A 21,309-nucleotide genomic window follows, 5' to 3' on the forward strand; every position below is an offset into this window, starting at 1 on the left:
TATCCATCAGCGGTAAATGATTGAGTGTGGGCGTCTATATGTATTATGGCAGCCAAAGCAAGCAGCCAATCCCCAAAAGAGAAGCAGCCAGCCCGCTTGCAAAATTGACAGCATCGTTAGTCATCCATCTGAACCCGGAAACCAATTCGGCCGGATGTCCGCAATGTTTGCTTTTTTCTATACAGGCCCCGCACTGGGCACATCTGTATGAAGCCTGCCAATAAGCGCCTATAAAAGTATCCAGTATATTCCCGAGGCATCCAAACAGGAAGACGGCCAGCGCAAGCTTTGCTGTTAGCGGAAAAAGCAAAGCTGCAGCTGCAGCGATAACGAGAGACCCCGCTGCACCTGCTGACGAACCAAGGACGCTTACTGCTCCCGATGTCCCGCTTGCGGCTCTTCTCCATGTCCGGATGGAAATCGGGGGAGATTTGCTTAAAGCCCCTATTTCAGAAGACCAGGTATCCGAATTGGCGCTGGCCAATGAAATGGAAAAGCCGGCAAGCCACAGGATCTGCGGGTCAAAAGCATATATGATGCTGAAAACCGCAGCAAGCCCCCCATTGGCTGCGACCTGAAGCCAGTTTCTCCTCGCTCCCTTTCCCAGCTTTTCTTCCATTGCTGCTTTTTGATTCTTTTTATATACCGACCATAAGCTGGATGTTATAAAAAACAGACCCAGAAGAGCCAGCCCCCGCCAGCCGGTTCCAATCACTATGCTTATCCCTGCTGCTGCGGCTGCAATGCTCCCTGAAGGGGCCAGAAGCCTCAGCTTCATGCTTACGGCAGATGCAAGCAGCACAAAAGCTGCAAGCCATAAAAAATCAAACATTATCAGGAGCTGTAATGACCATGCCGATTTTTTTATCATGAGGCTCAACAGGGACTTCAGGAACCATTTGCATGCTGAAGGCGAGGGAGATGGTGTCCCCGATAAACCCTGCCAGGTAGCGGTCATAATAGCCTCCTCCGAAGCCAAGCCGCAAGCCGCCTGCAGAATAAGCAAGCCCAGGAACAATCATCAGGCCGATTTCCCCCGGCTCTATCTTTTCTGTCAATGATTCAACCGGTTCCAATAAGCCGTAATACACAGATTCCAGCTCAAGGAAGGAAGACAGAGTCCTGAATTCCATCCTTCTATCCTCCGGAAAGCACTTAGGGACTGCGACCCTTTTCCCTTCCTCCCAGGCCCGGCGGATGATCTGCAGGGTATCAGGCTCAGGGAACCTGGAAACCGTTATGCCGATCGTACCTGCCCTTTTCCAGCTTTCTTCATTATATAGCCTTTGTGCAAGCTGATAGGAATATTGTTCATATTCCTGCTTAGCCATTGCCGAAAGCTTTTCTTTCACTTCTTTTCGAAGCTTGTTTTTGTCTGCCAAATCACTGTCTCTCCTTCCAAGCATTTTTTTCATCATAGCATATTCAGCTTGTTAAGAGGTTTTTGCCAAGAAGAAAAATAAAAAGCCCGGACGGATCCGGACTTCGAAAAATAGGCACAAAAAAAACAGTGGAAGAATCCACTGTTTATTTTGTTTCGCGGTGCAATGTAACACGCTTCAATCTTGGGCTGTATTTCTTAAGCTCAAGACGATCTGGGTTGTTACGTTTATTTTTTTTAGTAATATAGTTACGATCACCAGTCTCTGTGCAAGCCAACGTAATGTTCACACGCATGTAATTTCCCTCCAAACTATGTTTCATCCTAGTTCGTTCATACGACTTTTCTATAATATCATTAATTCAGCTTAAATGCTAGTCCGTTTTTCATGACTTTTAAATTTTTGATTTCAAACAATTTTATCCGGCGGCCTTATGCTGACAGAAGCACCCTCCCGGACCATTTCTTTCGCTGGTACGGAGATCTCTAAAAGCAGCACACTGGAAGACTCGCCCCTGATCATCGGGACATAATTCAATATCCCCCTTTTTTCATGCTTCCAGATCTGTCCGTCCAGGGCAGCACTCAAAGACAGAGCCGAAAGCTGCGCCTGATTCCTGCCGGGTGAATCTGGAGTGATCAGGAACAATTTGTTATTCCATGCGTGGTAAATCGCTTCTTTAAAAGGAGAGACAAATGAAAAAGCTTCGCCCCCTGCTTCCGGATAAAAAGCAAACAGCAATTTAACAGAGACAGAAGAAGCTTGATCATTCGCCACACTTGCAATGAATAAATCAGATTCTGTTCCGGCCTTTTCATGGCTAAAAGAGACCGTAACTCCTTTTTGGGGATAAATGTCTTCAGAGCGTCCATTTTTCTGCCAGCAGGTCCTGCCTTCCAGCCATATTCCCTGCCTGACGAGCAGTCCCCCGCCTGCGCGTCCGCTATTTTGATCCAAATCATGCAGATTGGCTGATTGTCTCATTTCTTCACACCTTTATCCCTTCAATGTAGTCAGTAATCAGCGAAATGAATAATGGCCGCTAGATTCTGCAGCCCAGCACACAGTCTTCAATCACCCTTTTGGTTTCTTCAGCAATCCTGTCCCAGCTGAACATCTGCAGAGCCGCAGCTCTTCCCATGCTCCCGATCCGTCCGGCTTCTTTTTCATTGCACAGGAGGAAAGCTGCCTGTTCCTTAAAGCTCAGGGCACTTCCCGGCTCCATCAGCAGACCTGTCACTTTATGGCTGACAATCCCTTTCAGGCCCCCAGTGTCGGACACGATGGTCGGTTTGCCATGCATCATCGATTCCAGCGCCACTATCCCAAAAGGCTCATATTCACTTGGAAAAACCGCGATATCACATAGTGAAAACAAAGCGTTGCGCTGCTCGTCCCCAATAAACCCTATAAAAAAGACGGTTCCGGACAGCCCCATTTCTTCCGTTTTCCTTCTATAGTGATCCAATAGCGGACCTTTTCCGGCAATGATATAATACACATCCGGAAACTCATCTTTCATGAGGACAGCTGCATCCAATAGGGTATCAAAACCTTTTTCTTTCACCATTCTGCCAAGGGAGAATACAAGCTTCCTGTGCGGATCAACCGGCAGCATGCTTAGGCAGCCTGCATCCGGCTTGAGACAATCTCCAGGATGGATTCCATTGGCTATGATGTGAACAGGCTTCCCTTCTATTTGAAAGATCTTCTGAATCTCTTCTCTCATATATCTGCTGCAGACAATCAGCATGTCTGCAGCTTCAGCCAGCCTGCTTTCCTTCTGATGGATGAACTTCTGGATTTCCGTGTAAATGCCATTATTCCTTCCATGTTCTGTTGCATGTATAGTAGCCAGCAGCGGTATCCCGAGCTCAGATTTCAGCGATTCTGAGGCTGGCCCTGCAAGCCAGTCATGTGCATGGATGAGGGAAAAGCGGTGGAGCCGTGCCAGCTGAAGCCCTTTTTCAGCCATGGCAAGATTCAAGCTTCCTATCCAGTACAGAAAATTCTCTTCTGCTGCAGCAAGCGGCTTCACCCGATGGACGATGACTCCGCCTGACTTCTCCTCCATCGGCGCCCCGTCTGTACTGGCAGTCAGAACATGAACTTCAAAGCCCTTCCCCGCAAGACTCGATGCCAGTCCATGGACGTGCCGGGAAAGCCCTCCGACAATATTTGGCGGGTACTCCCAGGACAGCATCAGAATCTTTGGCAAACTGCCCGTCTCTTTAATCTGTCCTCCTCCGCCTCCAATTGCTGCAAGAATGGGTGATTTCCCCTCCAGCTCTTCCGGGAAGGTCTCTCCTCCCTCTCCAGCGGCTAATAGCTCCTCAAGCTTCCTGAATGCCTCAGCATGCTTCTCTGATTCCCCCCGGGATTCGGGGAATGCTCCGACGGTATTCAAGAAAAACATCCACTCTCTTGTCATTTGTGTATGGATCCTAAGCTCCCGGCTATTTTTCATAGATCCCGAAACCCTCTCCAGCTTCCTTTCCTGAAAGAAGCCCTCCTCCCATAAGCCGGATATCTCTTCAAACTGAATTCCTCCGTCTTCTAAAAAGGAAGAAGAAAGGTGGACCCGTTCCAATTCCTCAGCAGCTTCAACGGATGAGTCCGCTGATATAGCGGACAGTATCTCAAAATTAGAGCCATTGAAATCGTGCAGGCTCACCGCCGGCATTCCGCCAACCCTTTCTTCAGCCCCCCGGAACGGATAGACAGGGACCATGATCACCCCGTGCGGAGATAAGACTTCTCTCTTCCTTCCACCCTTCGGTGCCGGGTCTGCATAACCGATCGTCCTGCCGTTTATATAGCTGTATAGGATACCCGCTTCAGCCAGATAAAGGTCAAGTCCTTGCTCGTAGGCACCTTTGGGAAACCAGAATCCTTCTGGACGGATGGAAAAATAGTCATTCAGGATGGACATTCCGGTATCTATCTGATTTCTTAATCCATTTTGAGTCGAAAGGAAAGGCAGGACTGCCGAACTTGCCGGCGAAGCAAGCAGCTCAAGCTGTCCGCTTTTGGCCAGCTGGCGCACAAAGTTATTCAGCCTTCCCTGATGCTCCTCCCATATGCGGAGCGCCTTGCCGGCATGTTTGTCCTTTTTTAAATATTCAGCCATTTCCTGCTGAAAATCAGGCTGATCAAGAAGCTCGAAGTAGATGGGCGTCACTGCCAGCTTAATCCCATGTTCTTTCTGGGCATAGCCGAGAAATAGAATGAACTTTTCGGTAAAAGAAAAAATTTCACCCTGCATCTCCCGGCTTTCTGAATAAAAGTTCATGACAGGCGCTTCTGCGTATACAATGAATCCTCCTGTAGCGGCCAGTTTAAACGCCTCCCTTATCATTTGTATAAAAGCTGTAGGTGCTCACATGTTCAATCCAATTTGGCGGAGCTCCAGCTTGGTGTGCTTTTAGATCGTCCTTGAGACGCCCTGCCTGTTCCACGGAATCCCTCGGGATCTGGACTGAATTGGATCTCATAAAGGGGATGAACCTGCCATGGACCCTGGCTCCTGCCTCGACGCAATAAGACCGGTCAGGAGACAGGCCTTCGAAAAGCATGGAAGCCTGTCCAGTCCCGAGGACAAGTTCCTGGAAGCTGTGTGCATTGCTGCCATTGAAAAGTATGCTGGTGATATCATAAAGCCTGATTGCGTCCTCCAGCTCACTCTCCTTGATTTCAAAGTATGACGCAGCAAGGGTCCTCTTCACGGGTGCCATCCTCCAGAAGGAATATATGCTTCCATCCTGCACCTGCCAGGCAGCTATCCCTTCTTCTTTCATGCTATAATCCGCAGGCATCCGGACCGCTTTCATCGCTGCATGCTTTTTTTCTTTTTCATCCGCTAGACCGTCCGCCTCTTTCAAGTGTTTCATCCACTGATACTGCACTTTTCCTCGTGTTGTTCCCAGCTCTTTTGCAATTTTTCTGAAGGAAAGCCCTTTTTCTCTTAATCTGATAATTTCAGATAGCATCTTGCACCTCCTGTCAGCCAACCTGCCATTATATGCCCTGCCGGCCCATCTTAGTACTTTCATGTTATCACTGAACCCGCGGCCCCACAATGAACGCATTTTGTCGTATTATGCAGGTCCTTTGAGCCGCTTGCGCTAAAGGACAAAATAATTTCTCAGCATGAGTTTAGAACCAGTCATCACGGCCGATTTCTTTTTTAAACTCAGCCAAAAGTACGGATTATGCTGATAAACCCACTTTTCCTGCGAGATAGAGTCGAATTTTGTCACCTGTAGTGGTAAAATTACTGGGGCACTAAAAAATTATTATTGAGGTGAATATAATGGGTTATGTAATGATCGGGCTGATAGCCGCGGCAATACTGCTTCTCATACTCTCGTTTTTCCTGAAAGATCCATATAAAAGCATTCGTGAAGAAATTGACCAGGTATCAATCCACCAGATACAAGAACTCTATTTAATAAAGAAAAAGCTGAAGGTGCTTGAAGAAGAGCTTTTAGTAGACGGAGCAGATGCCAAACCGGCAGGCAGGCCGCTCTCTCCAGGGCCGGTCAATCCCATCTTGAAGAATCAAGTTCTCTCCCTTTCCCAGCAGGGACTGTCCATCGACCAGATTTCAAAGCAGTCTTCCCTTTCCAGAGACTCTGTACAGGAGATCGTCAATGAATTTTCTGCAAGGAGAGAATATTCATGAACAGACTGACTTTGCGGGCATTTTCACTTGGGATGCTGATTACAGCCGGGCTTATCGGTGCGATTTATTTTTTTTCAATGGACGATTATATCAATCTTTCAGATTCTAAGGCTGCCAAGGCAAGCGTAAAGGAAAATGGATATGTCCTCTTAACGGAAAAGGAATACAATGAATTGAAGGGCAAACCTGCTAATGAAACCGAAGGCGGCAAGACAGAGGGCCAAGCCGCTGAAAAGCCTGCCAATGAAGGCGATAAGAAGGCAGATGCAGCGGAAAAACCCAAACAAGATGAGAAGGAAAACGAAGCAGAACCAAAAGTGATCACTTATAACATCACGATTTCAAGCGGGATGGATACAGGAGAGATCGCAAGCCAGCTTGCTGCAGCGAAAATCATCACCAATGAGTCTGCCTTTAAGCAGTACCTCATTTCCAGCGGCATGCATACAAAGATTCAGCTTGGCACTTTTGAACTGAACAATGAAATGACTTCCCAGCAGATAGCGACAGTCATCACAAAAGGCAGATAAAGAAGCAGAGGATGAAGCATGGCTTCATCCTCCTTTTTTATATAGGAAAACCCCGGAGAATCCACAAGATTCTCCGGGGTTTTTTGCTTTAGCTGTTCAAATCATAGTGCCTTCCTTTAACCAGGTAAAACACACTTTCGGAGATGTTGGTCACATGATCTGCAGCTCTTTCAAGATAGCGGCAAATAAAGGACAACTGGGTGATCTGCGGCAGATATTCAGGCTTTTGCAGATTGATCTGCAGGAGCTCCTGTATCGTCTGGCCGTACAGGTCATCAACCTGATCATCCATTTCTGCCACTTCCTTCGCTTTCCTTACATCTTCTTCATTAAAAGCTTCAAGCGACATCTTAAGCATTTTGGAGGTGATTTCATACATTTCCTTGATATGGACGATCGGCTTAACATGCTCCTCGCTTCCGATGCGGATGGTTGATTTCGCGATGTTGACGGCAAAATCGGCTATCCGTTCAATGTCGGTAGCAATCTTGATCGCCACAATGATTCTTCTTAAATCTATTGCGACCGGCTGCTGCTTCGCGATCAGGAGGATGGCCAGGTCATTGATTTCCTCGTACAGCACATCAGCTTTCGTATCGTCCTCCATGATTTCAAGCGATGACTCAATATCCTTGCTTTCAAGGGCATTAATTGCCCGGAGCAAAGCCTGGTCAGCAAAATTGCCCAGTTCCATCAATTTATTCTGCAGCTCTTTTAAATCAAAATGAAATTTTTCGCGGATTGCCATATTATAAGCTCCCTTCTTTTCCTGTAAAGTGGATTTTCCTTATTCTCCGGACATCAGCCAAATCGGCCTGTGATATAATCTTCCGTCCTCTTATCAACTGGATTGGAGAAGATTTTATCTGTATTGGAAAACTCAATCACTTCACCATTCAAGAAAAAGGCAGTCTTATCTGAAATACGGGCAGCCTGCTGCATATTGTGGGTGACGATGATGATGCTGAATTCTTTCTTCAGCTCCTGAACAAGCTCCTCAACCTTCAGGGTGGATATAGGATCCAGGGCAGAGGTCGGCTCATCCATCAGGATGACATCAGGTTCAATGGCGAGGCAGCGGGCGATGCAGAGACGCTGCTGCTGGCCCCCTGACAGTCCAAAGGCATTTTGGTTCAGGCGGTCCTTTACTTCATCCCAGATGGCCGCTCCCTTCAAGCTCTTTTCCACAATCTGATCAAGGATCTTTTTATCGCGGATTCCATGGATCCTAGGTCCGTACGCAACATTTTCGTAGATGGATTTCGGGAATGGATTAGGCTTCTGGAATACCATGCCTACTTTTGTGCGCAGTTCCTCAACTTTATAAGACTTATCAAAAATATTCCTGCCTCTGTAAGCAATTTCCCCTGAAGTCCTGACTCCGGGAACAAGCTCGATCATCCTGTTCAGTGTTTTGATATAGGTGGATTTCCCGCAGCCTGAAGGTCCGATGATGGCTGTCACTTCATTTTCATAGATATCCAGATCAATATTCTTCAATGCATTATTATCGCCGTACCATAAGTTCAGCTGATTCGTTTTATATACGATGCTTTTTTCATTAACAGACCCCTGGGTGCTGCCTTTTCTAACAGCTGGTGCATTCACTTTATCTTGTGTTGCATTCATATGAAAAACTCCCCTTCATCCTATATTATTAGCTCGACTGATTTGCTGCCCCTGGGCAGACTGAAATCTGAAAATGTCTGAGAGCCTTAATATCTTTTCTGAAATTTATTCCTGATCAGAACGGCAACAGAATTCATGCCGATAAGAAGCACGAGCAGAACAATGATTCCTGCGGCTGCAAGCGCCTGGAACTCCTCCTGCGGCCTTCCGGTCCAGTTATAAATCTGCATTGGCAGTACAGTGAACATATCAAACACCGACCTTGGCAGGAACGCCAGGAACAGCGGCAGTCCAAGGACAACCAGCGGCGCCGTTTCCCCGATGGCCCGTGAAAGCGCCAGGATTCCGCCTGTCAGTATTCCGGGTACCGCTGCAGGCATGACAACCCGGACGATGGTTTGCCACTTGGTGGCACCCATTCCGTAAGAAGCTTCCCTCAGCTCTTTCGGAACCGAACGGATGGCTTCCTGTGAAGCCACAATGATGATAGGCAATACGAGCAGGCTCATAGTCAGCCCGGCTGCAATAACGCTTGTGCCAAACCCTGCCGCTCTTACAAATACAGTAAGACCAAGCAGCCCGAAAACGATCGATGGCACACCTGCAAGGTTTGAAATATTCACCTGAATGAAATCAGTAAACTTATTTTTCTTTGCATATTCTTCCAGGTAGATCGCTGTTCCTACTCCAAGCAGAAGCGATACCGGGGCAACGACGCCCATGAGCCAGATGGTCCCGATCAAAGCTGTTTTAACCCCTGCCAGTTCAGGCTTCCGGGATGGCAGGCTTTGAAGGAACTGCATATCAAGGTAACCGGCTCCTTGAGTGAGTATCCGATACAATAAGATGCCCAAGATCAATAATCCAAACATGGTGGCTGCCAGGAATATCAATTTAAACATTACATTCATATACAGCCTCGGTTTCATTTTGTTAACGACAGAAGTATGGTCAATCAGCTTCATCAGTATTCCTCCCTAAAGCGGCGGGAAATGAACTGGGCAAACAGATTCATTACTAAAGTGAACAGGAAGAGTGTAAATCCAACCGCGTATATGCTGTAATAGATCGTTGTCCCGTAGCCGGCATCACCCTGGCTGACCTGGACTATATAAGCTGTCATGGTTTGGATGCTGTTTGTCACGTCCCATGAAAGGTTCGGCGTCGATCCGCCTGCCACTGCTACAATCATTGTTTCTCCAATTGCCCTTGATACAGCAAGAACAACGGAAGCAATAATGCCTGATAATGCTGCCGGCAGGACAACCTTGAAGGCCACCTCAAGCTTAGTCGATCCCATTGCAAGAGCCCCTTCCCGCATTGCACGCGGAACCGAAGACATTGCGTCCTCCGAAAGGGAAGCTATCATCGGCGTAATCATGATGCCGATCACAATTCCCGGGCTCAGGGCATTAAAGATTTCAAGAGAAGGAATGATATCCCGAAGGATTGGCGTTACAAATGTCAGTGCAAAAAAACCGTAAACAATCGTCGGTATGCCTGCCAGCACCTCAAGGATCGGCTTAATGATCCTTCTTGTCCTGTCAGATGCATACTCACTCAAAAAGATGGCTGATGCGAGTCCGATCGGCACCGCAACTATTACCGCAATCGCAGTAACTTTCAAAGTGCCTGAAACAAGCGGCAGGATTCCATAAGACCCCTGTGATTCAGAGAAAGGGTACCATTTCTGTGCTGTCAGAAATTCTCCGATGCTTACCCTGTCGAAGAAGATAAATGTTTCTACAATAAGAGTCATGACAATGCCGATTGTCGTCAGCACTGAAACTGCAGCTGTCAGCAGCAGAAGCCAGGGTACGAGTTTCTCAATAATGTTTCCTGCATTTTTCTTTTGCTTTTTTTCCTGAATCATTTCCTGGACGGAAAATGTGTCCGATGACTTTATTAGTGCCAAAATGAAAACCCCTTTCATCCGCATAGCAAGATGAGAAGCACAGGTGACGCGCTTCCCATCATAAAATTTTAAATATTATTTAAGGCCTTCTAATGTTGTCATTGCCTCATCATATTCTTCATCCTTCAGCTTTACATAGCCTACATCTTCAGAAAGGACGCCGGCATTTTCAATCGTATATTTTACAAACGCATAAACTTCTTCATTTTTAAGAGATTCATTTTTAACATAAGTGAAGAGCGGCCTTGACAATGGTGCATATTCTCCGCTTTCTACTGTTTCATTGTTCGGTTCCACAGGGCCGTTTCCGCCGTCGATCGGAACTACCTTCAGGCTGTCTTTGTTTTCAGCATAATAAGCATAGCCGAAGTAGCCGATTGCGTTTTTGTCTCCTGTAACACCTTGTACCAGTACATTATCATCTTCAGAAAGTGTTGCTTTTTCAACGATAGGCGCTTCTTCAAGGATTACTTCATCAAAGTAGTCATATGTGCCGGAATCTGTACCAGGTGAATAGAATTTAATTTCTTCTTCAGGCCAGCCTTCACGGATATCGGACCATTTTTTCACAGATCCATCTTCAACCCACATCTTCTTCAGTTCTTCAACAGTCAGGTGATCAACCCAGTCATTGTCTTTGCTTACTACAACAGAAAGGCCGTCATTGGCAAGCTTGAATTCTGTGTATTCAATTCCTTTGCTTTCAAGTTCTGCTGCTTCTTCATCTTTAATCGGGCGGGATGCGTTGCTCAAGTCTGTGTCGCCGGCGATGAATGCCTTAAAGCCTCCGCCAGTACCTGATGATGCAACAGAAACTTTTACTCCAGGCTGTTCCATTCCGAACTCTTCAACGACAGCTTCCATGATTGGATATACAGTAGAAGAACCATCGATATTGATTTCGCCTTGAAGCTGCTTATCTTCATCACTTGCTTGCTCTGTGCTGTTGCCTCCGTCTGTTTGGGAACCATTTGTTGTTCCTTCTTCAGAGTTGCCGCAAGCTGCTGTGAATGCTAGCACTGCCCCGATCATTGCTGATAGTGCCAAGTACTTAAAGCTTTTCATTTCTTTATTCCCCCTAAGAGATTTGGTTGTTTTGTCCTACGAGTATTAGAATAAGGCTTTTCTATTAATCTGGTTTTAACTAAATGTAAAGCTTTTGTAAATGAAGTCTCCTTTTGTGTTAATTTGTCGTATTTGAGGGAATATTGATATATTTGAACATAGAAAAAAGCCTGTCCCCGGAGGAGACAGGCTTAGAATTCAGAAATATAATGAAACATTTTCGTTCCAGGCACTTCGCTTTCCGCGGGGCGGAGTTGAGCCTTCTCCCGCAGGATGTTGAATCCGCTTCTTTGAATTGCCTGGCACGAGAAAAATGCGAATGCATTTTATGAGTAGTCTGCGTGCCTTGCACTCCAACCAACATGCTTTTAAAAACTTCATAAATGAAAGCTCAATTTGTTTAAAACTTCTCTAAAGTTGCTGTAATGAATTTAACCCCGTCATTACAGTCCTGCTTCTTCACGTTCAGCTTCCTGGCCTTCTTTCACATCTTCAATATTCTCCACTTTTTGGACTGCTTCTTCTTTGTCTTTATTTTCTTCGGCACGCTTCTTCTTCAGATCGAAATAGGCATCCAGTACCCGCTCGCCGATTTTTTTGTTGGCTCCATGATCGACGCTTCCCTGGTAGGCCCATGGGACAAGAACAGCCATGGCTACCTCAGGATTGTCTGAAGGCGCATAGCTTACAAGGCTCAGGTTCATGGTTTCAGGCGGCTCTTTGCCGAAATCCTTCCTTCTTGGCCCATCATAGAAGGCCTCCGCAGTCCCGGTTTTCCCCGCAGGCTTATATGTTTTCCCTTTTCCGCCAAAACTTCCGTAAGCTGTGCCGCCCGGCTCCTGCATGACCCTCCTGAAGCCTTCCTGAACGCGTTTGATCCAGTTTTCTTCTATATCAAGCCTGTTCAGAACCTTCGGCTTGATTTCCTCGAGAATTGGCCCCAGTTCACTATTGTCCATCAGAGGCTCACGGATTTCCTTGACGATATGGGGCTCCATCCGGTTGCCGCCGTTGGCGATTGTGGAAACATATTGGGCAAGCTGCATATTGGAATAGGTATCATATTGCCCAATTGCAAGGTCAAGCATGAAACCAGGCTTGTCGCTCATCCCCTTGAAACCGGTCTGCTCATTCGGCAGGTCGATTCCGGTCCTTACCCCCAGGCCGAACTGTGCGAAGGAATCCCGGATTGTATCAAATCCTTCTTCATCGAGCGGCAGCGGCCTGTCCGGCTTATAGACACCGTTCCCGATCCTGATGGCTGTCTGGAACATATAGACATTGGAGGAATATTTCAGCGCATTGATATCATCAAGCGGCCCGAAGTTCTTCCATGACTTTTTGACAGGAGTGCCTTTGATCCGCAGAGGACCATCGAAAATGACTGACCCCGGCTGGATGACCCCTTCTTTATAGCCGGTAAGGATGGTGGCCCCTTTTACGGCAGATCCAACATTATAGGTTGTCGTAATATTTCCCAGGGCATCATCCTGCATCTCGCCATCAACGATCTTCTTGCCGGCCATAGTCAGGATTTCCCCGGTCATCGGATCCATCAGGACTGTATATGCCCGGTCAAGAAGTGCGGTTCCGGATGAACGCTTGGCAGCCCGCAGCTCTTCTTCAATAATCTTCTCTACTTCCTTCTGAAGTTCCATATCGATGCTTAGGACAAGATCTTTTCCCCTTTGCCCTTCACTTATTGTCTCGGTTTTCAAAAGGTTGCCGCCTTTGTCGGTTATATTTTTAACCTTAGCTTTCTGGCCATGAAGAACATCTTCATATTGCAGTTCAATATAGCTTTTTCCGACCCGGTCGTTGCGGCTGTAATCGCGGGCGAGATAATAGTCAACCTTTTCGGCAGGCAGGCCTTCATCCGATTTTGAGATCCTTCCCAGCACCGATTGCAGCGTACTGCCAAAAGCATAATATCTTTCCCAGTCTGTTGTAGTATCCACTCCAGGAAGAAATTGAAGATTTTCACTGACAACAGCAAATTCTTCGTTTGTGACGTCTTTATTTTTTACAATCTGCGGAGTCAATGCATATCCGCTTGTGAAATCCCTGTAGATGGCCAGTATTTCAAGATCTTTTTCAGTGAGGGAATTCAGCTCTTCCTCAGTGATGCGATCCAGTTTCAGATCATAAACTTTTTTATTGTACTCTTTATCATCTTCATATTTTTCCTTTAAGGCATCAAGTTCTTTTTGTGTAACTTTTTTATCTGCTCTATCCTGGTTCTTTATGATCCAGTAATCTTTCTTATCTCTCTCCTGGACTTTTTTTGTATCCTTGGCAATCAGGCTGGCCAGGTTTTCCGCCACCTTGAGCATTTCTTTCTGGCTTGCACCTTTATTGGTGTAAGTGATGGCATTCTGCGGCGTATTGTCCACAATCACCTTACCGGTGCTGTCAAACATCTTGCCGCGCGGGACTGGATTATTGACAGTTACGTCCTCCGTCCTCTCAATTTCCCTTTTATAGTCATCCCCATACACAATCTGAACGACGCCTAGGCGCAGGATCAGCATGGAAAACAGCAGAAATACAGCAAAGAACAGCATGTTCAGCCTCATGGGCACATGATTCTTCTTTTTTCTCTTTTTATTCAAAACAGCAGCACACTTCTTTCCTTATGGATTGTCTTCTTATATTGTAAAAGAAAGCAGAAAATATTTCTATAAACAGCCTGCTGGATTTAAAAGGAAATAATCAGTTCTCTGCATACCAAAAAAGAGGGGGGCTAGCGCTCCCCTCTTATGCAGGCTTGATTTGAATTTTTCGATAGAAGAAATAAATCACTGAATGGCCTGCCCCAACGAACAGCAATAAAATGGGAATGCTCTTCTCCTCGCTGAAAAAGGTGACTGCCCCCAGGAAGCAGAGGATGGATACAACTCTGCCCATATTCAGGAATACTTCCCTGACGACAATGTACTCGATCCTCATTTCAGCTGCACGCCAGCCTGTCCCAATGACATCATAGGTCATGGAAACATAGGGAACAAGCAGCAGCGGGTAAGCAATGGCAATTGAGGCCGCATACATGAGCAGCCTTGCGTACGTAACATCAATGATGATAAAAAAGATGCTGGCATATAGAATCAGTCCGCCAGCCAGGATCGATTTTTTGCGGTATTTCTTTTTTATGAGCCTTGATGCAAGATAATACGCTACAAAGGCAATGCCTGAATTGATCAGCCCGAATGTCCCAAGGGCCATTTCACTGCCTGTCGTTAGGAAAACGAATACAGAGATGACAAACACGAAGGTACCTTCCCGGAGCCCCTGAAAAAAGTGGGCATTTGTGACCAGCTTCCAGTTAGGGTTATTATGTCTTTCTTTAAAAATGCGGACAAACCAATAGGCCCCTTCCGCAGGTCGGCGCTTCAGGAAAAAGCTAAAAAAAACAGCAAGGGAGAAAAGGACCAGAGACAGTCCGAAAACAATCGAATACCCTGTGAATTTTTCAAGCCTGGAAATGATGAAGCCAGCTGAAATGGGTCCAATCATCCCTCCCACAGAAGAAAGGATCCCGAGAAACCCGTTAAAAAAATCCCGTGTATCCGGCTCAGTGATTTCAAAGGTAAGCACATTGAACGCCAGCCAGTAGAATCCATAGCCCATACCAAGCAATCCTCCCAGGAGCAGCAGGAACTGCGATGCCTGTGTGCCGATGATCAGGACAGTCAAATAAAAAAGTGCCAGGCAAGTGACGCCGATCCGCAGGACAATGACCCTGTCAATTTTCTTTGCCCATCTTCCTGCAAGTATGAATGTTAGCGGCTGAATGACGACAATTGATAAATTATACAATCCCAGATCCTTGAATTCCCCGGATTGCTTCCATAAATAAATGTTTACAAATGTGTTTGAAAGAGCAACACTCAAAGAATAAAGCCCCCCGATTAAAAGCAGCAGGGTCAGGTCTTTATTCAGCTCGATATTGCCGATCAGTTTATTCATTTTGCCCATATTATAAAAACTCCCCTTTGTTTCTAAGGGTAGTCTTCTACAATGGGTACTTGCTTATTCATCCCGGAACGCAGAGATTGCATGCAAAAAGGCAGCAGACGAATCTGCTGCCTTTCAGGCTGTAATCATTATTTTGCTGAGCTGTAGCGCTTAGACACTTCTTCCCAGTTAACTGCGTTGAAGAAGTTGTTGATATATTCAGGACGGCGGTTTTGATATTTAAGGTAGTATGCATGCTCCCAAACATCAAGGCCAAGAATTGGCGTTTTGCCTTCCATTAAAGGAGAATCCTGGTTTGGAGTGCTTGTTACTTCAAGCTCACCGTTGTTGACCACAAGCCAGGCCCAGCCTGAACCAAAGCGGGTTGTCGCAGCTTTTGCAAACTCTTCTTTGAAGCTTTCGAAGTTGCCGAATTTGCTGCTGATGGCATCCTGAAGCTCGCCTGTCGGCTCGCCGCCGCCGTTTGGAGAAAGGATCTGCCAGAATAAAGAGTGGTTGGCATGTCCTCCGCCATTGTTTCTTACAGCTGTGCGGACTGATTCTGGAACAGCGTCAAGATTTGAAACGACTTCCTCAACTGTTTTGGAAAGAAGCTCTTCATTGCCTTCCAGCGCGTTGTTAAGGTTTGTTACATATGTGTTATGGTGCTTCGTGTGGTGGATGTTCATTGTTTCTTTGTCAATGTTTGGCTCCAGCGCATCGTAAGCATAAGGTAATTGCGGTAATTCAAATGCCATTAGTAATTCCTCCCTATGTATCATGGATTAGCTTCAGACCGTCATCTATTCCATTTTTCAGAAAATAGAATCGTTCTAAAAGGCTTTAATGTTAGATTACCAAACTTGGGTAATCCTTTCAAACAAAATGCTTTGTCTGACAGATATACAATACCCTCTGCTCTGACTTTTATGCAAAAGACAATCACAAAACGAGAAAAAGAAAATATACGATCATGACTGTCTGGATGAATCCTTTTGCCGCTATGCTGCTGACAAAGCCGACAACTGAACCCATCCCGATCTTTGCAGCTTCCTTGATGCCCTTCTTATTGACAATCATTTCTGCGGCGATGGCGCCAATGAAAGGACCAATCAGTATCCCAAAAACCGGGATGATAAAAGGGCCGGCCAGAATGCCGATCGTGCTTCCCCAGATTCCTGCCTTTGAACCTCCGTATTTCCTGATGCCAATCAGATTCGCGGCATAATCGGCGCCAAACAGAAGAAGGACGAACATCCCCTGGATGAGCCAGAACAGCCACCCGAATGGCTCAAAGGAATAAGAAAGCCCATACACAACAAACCCTCCGACAATAAACAGGACGCTCGGGATGATGGGCAGGAAGAGGCCTATAAAAGCAATCGCAAATAATATGATGATTATCGTCCAGTATACATATTCCACTTGATCAGCACCTTTGATTTTTATTTTTCTGCCCCTGTCTGAAAAAGGAAAAAGCAAGAGGTTTCCCTCTTGCTTACTATACACTAATTATCTTCTCCTAAAACGGCCTCTGCGATATTCACAGCATGGTCGCCGATCCGCTCCAGGTTGCTGATGATATCTACATAGACAATTCCAGCCTGGCCGGTGCATGCCCCTTCATTCATCCGGATGATATGCTGCTTTCTCAGCTTTCTTTCCATCTTGTCAATTTCCTCTTCTTTTTTGACAACATGCCTTGCAGCTTCCTTATCATTATGGTCAAGCGATTCGAGGGATTCTTTCACCGTAGAAATCGTCAAAGCGAACATATCTTCAAGGTCATTCATCGCTGAATCAGTGATTTTCACTTTATTGGCCTGCTGATATTCAATCAGCTCGGTGATATTTTCAAAATGATCACCGATCCGCTCGATATCCCTGACCGTATCCATCAGGACCGTATGCTCCTCGGATTCGTTTTCTGAGAGAGAACTTGTCGATAAGTTAATCAGATAATCTGTAATCTTGCGGTCAAGATTATTGATGGCTTCTTCGAGCTGATACGTGCTGTCTGAATGCTTTTTCAGCTTTGTCTTTAAGAATAAGTTTGTTTCTTCAAGGCCTTTAACCGCGAAGGACCCCATTCTGAGCACTTCTTCCTTCGCCTGTCCAAGGGCGATTGAAGGAGACTGTTCAATAAAGACAGGATCAAGATGCTTTGCTTTATAGTCGACAACTGAATCTTCGCCCGGGATCAATTTTGTGACTATGAAGGCAAGTGCAGCTACAAACGGGAGCTGAATCAATGTGTTGGTCGCATTGAAGGTCCCGTGTGCAAACGCAATCGTCATTTCCGGATTAAGATTCAGCTTATCCTGGAACATGGAAATCAACAGATTGAACGGATGGAGCAGAATCAGGAAAATGGTTGTCCCGATCAGATTGAAAAGGACATGTACTGCTGCCGCTCTCCTCGCTGCGACAGATGCACCTATGGATGCAAGGACAGCAGTAATCGTTGTACCGATGTTGTCCCCGAAGAGGACTGGCAGAGCTGCATCAAGATTGATCAGATTCTCAGAGAACAAGCCCTGCAGAATGCCAATTGTCGCACTCGAGCTTTGCACGATGACCGTAAACAATGTTCCGACCACTACCCCAAGGACCGGATTGGAGCTCATATTGACCGTTAAATCATGGAATGCTTCCAGCCCCCTGAGCGGCTTCATTCCTCCGCTCATCAGCTCGAGGCCATAAAACAGCGCCCCAAACCCGAAAACAATCTGGCCAATATTATGTACTTTTTTATTTTTAAAGAAGAATAGCATGATGGAACCCAGTGCAATGATTGGAAGTGCGTATTCTCCGACATCAATACCAATGATAAAAGCTGTTACCGTTGTTCCGATATTTGCGCCCATTATGACGCCGATCGCCTGGCGCAGGGTCATGAAGCCGGCACTGACAAGGCCGACAGTGATGACTGTTGTAGCAGAGCTGCTCTGGATAAGGACCGTGACAATGATCCCGGCTAGAACACCCATGACCGGATTGGTAGTAAACTTGTCCAATATATCCCTAAGTTTATCACCGGCCGATTTTTGCAGGCCGTCGCCCATAAATTTTATACCGTATAAGAAAATACCAAGGCCGCCCAAAAATTCAAAAAGCATTTGCTGGATGTTTAGTTCCACCATTTTTCAACCCCTATAACTTTTTAGATTCGACATTAATCTACAAACCCCACATCATTATGTATGATGGGTAAATAAAAAGTAAAGATTCCTTAAGCCAAATTTACAATACCTTAACATTTAAGCCTAATGTTACAATTGTGTTACAATACTGTTTGCAGGTCACACTTGTACATATGGGCCGCTGCGGCTAAAATAAATGGTGAATCTTTTTAAGGGTGTGTCAAAATGAATGTATTTAAACAGTTTATTAAAAGTCTTTATTCCCCCAGGGATATAGCAGCCTTCCGTTTTCAGGGGATCGGGAAGACGATTCTTTATGTTTTCCTCCTTACCCTCCTGTCCGTCCTGCCAACCATCTATTATTTCAGCACGGCCATTTTATCCGGAGCAGATGCCGCCCGCGAAAGCCTGGCAGAGGATATCCCTGATTTCATAATCGAAAACGGGGAACTGAATTCTGATCAAAAAGCTCCAATCATCATTAATAAAGACAGCTTTACCATTGTGTTTGACTCAACCGGAACCGCCAATAAAGAAGATCTGGCCGATTCCGATATGGCCCTCGCCATGCTGAAAGATGAATTTATGTTCGTAGCCGGCGGGCAAGTTCAAACGTATCCCTATTCAATGGCCGGGGACCTGAACCTGACTAAGGAAGATGCAGTCAGCTTCCTGGATTCCATTGATTCAGTACTGGTAATCTTCATCATCATTATGGCTGTTGTCATTTACTTGTTCAGCACTGCAGTTAAATTCATCGAGGTTTCCGTACTGGCGCTGATCGGCCTCCTTCTCCGCAGCATTGCTGGCCGCCGCCTGCAATACAGGCAATTATGGCGGATGGCCGCATACAGCGTCACGCTGCCGACTGTCTTCTTTGCGGTCATGGGCGTTTTGCAGACAAATGTGCCAAGCGGCTTTATGATCAACTGGTTTGTATCCATCATCATCCTGATGCTGGCTATAAAGGAAGTGCCGCAGCCAAAAAACAAGCAGTAAATGTAAAACATCCCGTTATATTCAAACCTGCAGGCCAACGGTTTTTTTAACCGCCGGCCTGCGGGTTTTATTTTTTAGTATGGCAACTTATTATTTATAAAAGCAAACCGAAAAAGGCGGCCCCGACGGCCGCCTTTTATCATCCATTAATATTTAAACAGTGAAATGGTTTTCGCAAGCGAGCCGGAAAGGGAGATGAGGCTTTCCCCTGCATCATGGCTTTTCTTAGTCTTGGCTGCCTGCTCATCAGAAGCTGAAATCATCTGTTCAGCACTGGCGAGTGTTTCCTGGGAGACGGATGCGAACCCTTCCGCAGATGCCTCGGCTTCCGGCAGGATCCCATTCAGGACAGCCAGCCCTTTCTCTGATTCTTTAATCATTCTGCTCACTGATGAAATTTCATGCATGAGTACATCGTAGGTATCCCTGCTTTTTTCAGCTGCCGCAAGATGAACTCCAAAGTTTTCCTGCATCTCCCGGAAACCATCTGAAGCTTTTGCGGAAATATTCTCCATTTCAACAATGGTCCCAGTAATTTCTTCAGCTGCTCTTGAGGATTGGTCTGCCAGCTTCCTTACTTCATCTGCCACGACTGCGAACCCTTTACCTGCCTCGCCAGCTCTGGCCGCCTCGATGGCTGCATTGAGGGCAAGGAGCTTTGTCTGTCCTGATATGTCCTGAATGAATGTGACAACCTGGCCGATCTTATCCGAATAATCCCTGACCTCCTGTACTGAGGCCGAAACAGCCTTTAATTCTTGTTCATAGCTTTTCACAGTATGTACAAGTTCTTTATTGCTCTGCTCTCCCTCAGAAGCAGACGCGTTCATCGAGCTGGCGCTGGCGGTCATGCTTCCCATCCTCAGAGAGATGCTTTCAATTGAACTCTTCATTTCCTGAAAAAGCTGAATGCTGGTTTCTGAGCTTCCAGCTGTCTGCTCCGCCCCTGCCCTTACCATGCGTATAGCTTCATTGAGGTGTTCCTGCTCTTCCATCACCATTCCGGAAACCGCCTGCAAGTCTGCGCCTGTCAATGTTAAATCCCGGGTGGTATCCGATATGCGCATGATAAGTTCCCTCATCTGCATCATCATACTTTGAAAACTCTTAATAAGAGATGTAATTTCCGGTACTGTAGTCCGGGTCTCGACCTTTAGATCGAGCCTGCCAGACCTCGCTTCCTTCATAATATCCTTCAGCCCGTTCAGCGGCCTGGTGATGCTCCTGACCAGCAGCGTGATCAGGATGGCGGCAGCAGCTATGCTGGCAAGGGCATCAAAAAGGATGTATGCGGCCATCTCATTTACACTATGGAGGTATTGCTCCTGTGGAATGGCAATCAAAAATACCCCTTTAAGCTCCTGGACATTATGATACGAAAGAGTATATTCCTTTCCATTCAGATTCTCATGGACTATCCCTGTTTTCTTTTTTTGCATGGTATCCAATAATTCTGTCGGGAACTTCAGCGTTGTGTTTTTACTGACATCAAAGGCTGTCACCTGATCACCTGAAACAAGAAAATAGTCGCCGTTCAGTCCATCCTTTGCCAGGTCTGCTTCCTGCCCTTTTAATACTTGATTCACTTTTTTATTGAATTCTTCCTCTTTGCCTACATAAATGAACATCAGGTTTTGTGCAAGCTGGTAAAAGGTTTTGGTCTCTCTTTCCAGCCTTTGTTCCATAAGCTCTATCGTTGTTTCTTTAGATTTCTCATAAGAGATATAGGCCACTGCCGAAATGGTCGCGATAAGCAGTCCCAAAATAAGGAACAGCAGTCTGAATTGCAAGGACAGCCTCGCCATTAATGATTTCCTTGCTGTATCCAATCTGTTTGATTTGTAAGGCTTCAGCAATAGGCTGCCGGCTTTTTTGAGTGTGTTTACATACTGTGTTGTTCCTGCCAAAATGAATCGCTCCCCCTCTGTATTCTCTTCCATTATAGGAACTAATTGTTAAGAGAATGTAAAAAAGCAGTAACATTTACCTAAATCCTTCATTATAAGCT

At 46.0% G+C, this 21,309-nt stretch carries 20 protein-coding genes; 3 read left to right on the plus strand and 17 right to left on the minus strand.

What is annotated here, in order from left to right:
* Positions 1-43 precede the first annotated feature (43 nt).
* The 6 genes from AC4E8B_RS17560 to AC4E8B_RS17585 form a co-directional block, all read right to left on the minus strand.
* Entirely contained in the window at positions 44-832 is a 789-nt protein-coding gene (locus tag AC4E8B_RS17560) for a DUF92 domain-containing protein (protein ID WP_490214611.1), read from the minus strand.
* Complete coding sequence (locus tag AC4E8B_RS17565; protein WP_490214612.1) at positions 825-1,418, minus strand: 5-formyltetrahydrofolate cyclo-ligase; 594 nt, start codon at positions 1,416-1,418, stop codon at positions 825-827. The genes AC4E8B_RS17560 and AC4E8B_RS17565 overlap by 8 nt, the downstream gene beginning before the upstream one ends.
* Before the next feature lie 109 nt (positions 1,419-1,527).
* Positions 1,528-1,677 carry a 50S ribosomal protein L33 gene (rpmG, locus tag AC4E8B_RS17570; RefSeq protein ID WP_022544192.1) on the minus strand — a complete coding sequence of 50 codons (150 nt, stop codon included), beginning with the start codon at positions 1,675-1,677 and terminating at the stop codon, positions 1,528-1,530.
* A gap of 113 nt (positions 1,678-1,790) precedes the next feature.
* Positions 1,791-2,366: a hypothetical protein gene (locus AC4E8B_RS17575; protein ID WP_490214613.1), complete on the minus strand. Its 576-nt coding sequence runs from the start codon at positions 2,364-2,366 to the stop codon at positions 1,791-1,793.
* 58 nt (positions 2,367-2,424) lie between these two features.
* Complete coding sequence (locus AC4E8B_RS17580) at positions 2,425-4,674, minus strand: glycosyltransferase family 4 protein (RefSeq protein WP_490214614.1); 2,250 nt, start codon at positions 4,672-4,674, stop codon at positions 2,425-2,427.
* 46 nt (positions 4,675-4,720) lie between these two features.
* Complete coding sequence (locus AC4E8B_RS17585) at positions 4,721-5,371, minus strand: DUF4912 domain-containing protein (protein ID WP_490214615.1); 651 nt, start codon at positions 5,369-5,371, stop codon at positions 4,721-4,723.
* Positions 5,372-5,694: 323 nt separating this feature from the next.
* On the opposite strand from AC4E8B_RS17585, the gene AC4E8B_RS17590 reads away from it, so the two are divergent.
* Both AC4E8B_RS17590 and AC4E8B_RS17595 read left to right on the plus strand, forming a co-directional pair.
* Complete coding sequence (locus AC4E8B_RS17590; protein ID WP_490214616.1) at positions 5,695-6,066, plus strand: hypothetical protein; 372 nt, start codon at positions 5,695-5,697, stop codon at positions 6,064-6,066.
* Positions 6,063-6,596 (plus strand): endolytic transglycosylase MltG, encoded by a 534-nt coding sequence (locus tag AC4E8B_RS17595; RefSeq protein WP_490214617.1) that lies wholly within the window; start codon positions 6,063-6,065, stop codon positions 6,594-6,596. Before AC4E8B_RS17590 ends, AC4E8B_RS17595 begins: the two co-directional genes overlap by 4 nt.
* Before the next feature lie 88 nt (positions 6,597-6,684).
* Here the strand turns inward: AC4E8B_RS17595 and phoU are convergent, their stop codons facing one another.
* From phoU to AC4E8B_RS17645, 10 genes are all read right to left on the minus strand, one after another.
* The gene (gene phoU / locus AC4E8B_RS17600; protein ID WP_490214618.1) at positions 6,685-7,344 is read right to left on the minus strand and encodes a phosphate signaling complex protein PhoU; all 660 of its coding nucleotides are present in this window, start codon (positions 7,342-7,344) and stop codon (positions 6,685-6,687) included.
* 53 nt (positions 7,345-7,397) lie between these two features.
* On the minus strand, positions 7,398-8,225 hold the full coding sequence (gene pstB, locus AC4E8B_RS17605) for a phosphate ABC transporter ATP-binding protein PstB (protein ID WP_490214619.1): 828 nt from the start codon (positions 8,223-8,225) through the stop codon (positions 7,398-7,400).
* Positions 8,226-8,311: 86 nt separating this feature from the next.
* Positions 8,312-9,190 carry a phosphate ABC transporter permease PstA gene (gene pstA / locus AC4E8B_RS17610; protein WP_490214620.1) on the minus strand — a complete coding sequence of 293 codons (879 nt, stop codon included), beginning with the start codon at positions 9,188-9,190 and terminating at the stop codon, positions 8,312-8,314.
* Positions 9,190-10,164: a phosphate ABC transporter permease subunit PstC gene (pstC, locus tag AC4E8B_RS17615; RefSeq protein WP_490214621.1), complete on the minus strand. Its 975-nt coding sequence runs from the start codon at positions 10,162-10,164 to the stop codon at positions 9,190-9,192. The genes pstA and pstC overlap by 1 nt, the downstream gene beginning before the upstream one ends.
* A gap of 51 nt (positions 10,165-10,215) precedes the next feature.
* A complete protein-coding gene (locus AC4E8B_RS17620) occupies positions 10,216-11,205 on the minus strand; it encodes a PstS family phosphate ABC transporter substrate-binding protein (RefSeq protein ID WP_490214622.1) in 990 nt (329 codons plus the stop codon).
* Positions 11,206-11,648: 443 nt separating this feature from the next.
* Positions 11,649-13,817, minus strand: a complete 2,169-nt coding sequence (locus AC4E8B_RS17625; RefSeq protein ID WP_490214623.1) for a peptidoglycan D,D-transpeptidase FtsI family protein — start codon at positions 13,815-13,817, stop codon at positions 11,649-11,651.
* A 145-nt stretch (positions 13,818-13,962) separates the two neighbouring features.
* Complete coding sequence (locus AC4E8B_RS17630; protein WP_490214624.1) at positions 13,963-15,180, minus strand: MFS transporter; 1,218 nt, start codon at positions 15,178-15,180, stop codon at positions 13,963-13,965.
* 128 nt (positions 15,181-15,308) lie between these two features.
* Positions 15,309-15,917, minus strand: a complete 609-nt coding sequence (locus AC4E8B_RS17635; protein WP_009794873.1) for a superoxide dismutase — start codon at positions 15,915-15,917, stop codon at positions 15,309-15,311.
* A 184-nt stretch (positions 15,918-16,101) separates the two neighbouring features.
* A complete protein-coding gene (locus tag AC4E8B_RS17640; protein WP_490214625.1) occupies positions 16,102-16,584 on the minus strand; it encodes a DUF456 domain-containing protein in 483 nt (160 codons plus the stop codon).
* Between the two features lie 83 nt (positions 16,585-16,667).
* Positions 16,668-18,302, minus strand: a complete 1,635-nt coding sequence (locus AC4E8B_RS17645; RefSeq protein ID WP_490214626.1) for a Na/Pi cotransporter family protein — start codon at positions 18,300-18,302, stop codon at positions 16,668-16,670.
* A gap of 225 nt (positions 18,303-18,527) precedes the next feature.
* On the opposite strand from AC4E8B_RS17645, the gene AC4E8B_RS17650 reads away from it, so the two are divergent.
* A complete protein-coding gene (locus tag AC4E8B_RS17650; protein WP_490214627.1) occupies positions 18,528-19,301 on the plus strand; it encodes a DUF1189 domain-containing protein in 774 nt (257 codons plus the stop codon).
* A 146-nt stretch (positions 19,302-19,447) separates the two neighbouring features.
* Here AC4E8B_RS17650 and AC4E8B_RS17655 read toward each other — a convergent pair whose 3' ends face one another.
* The gene (locus tag AC4E8B_RS17655; protein WP_490214628.1) at positions 19,448-21,208 is read right to left on the minus strand and encodes a methyl-accepting chemotaxis protein; all 1,761 of its coding nucleotides are present in this window, start codon (positions 21,206-21,208) and stop codon (positions 19,448-19,450) included.
* Positions 21,209-21,309: the final 101 nt, after the last annotated feature.

The sequence above is a fragment of the Bacillus sp. SRL543 genome, from assembly GCF_984799205.1.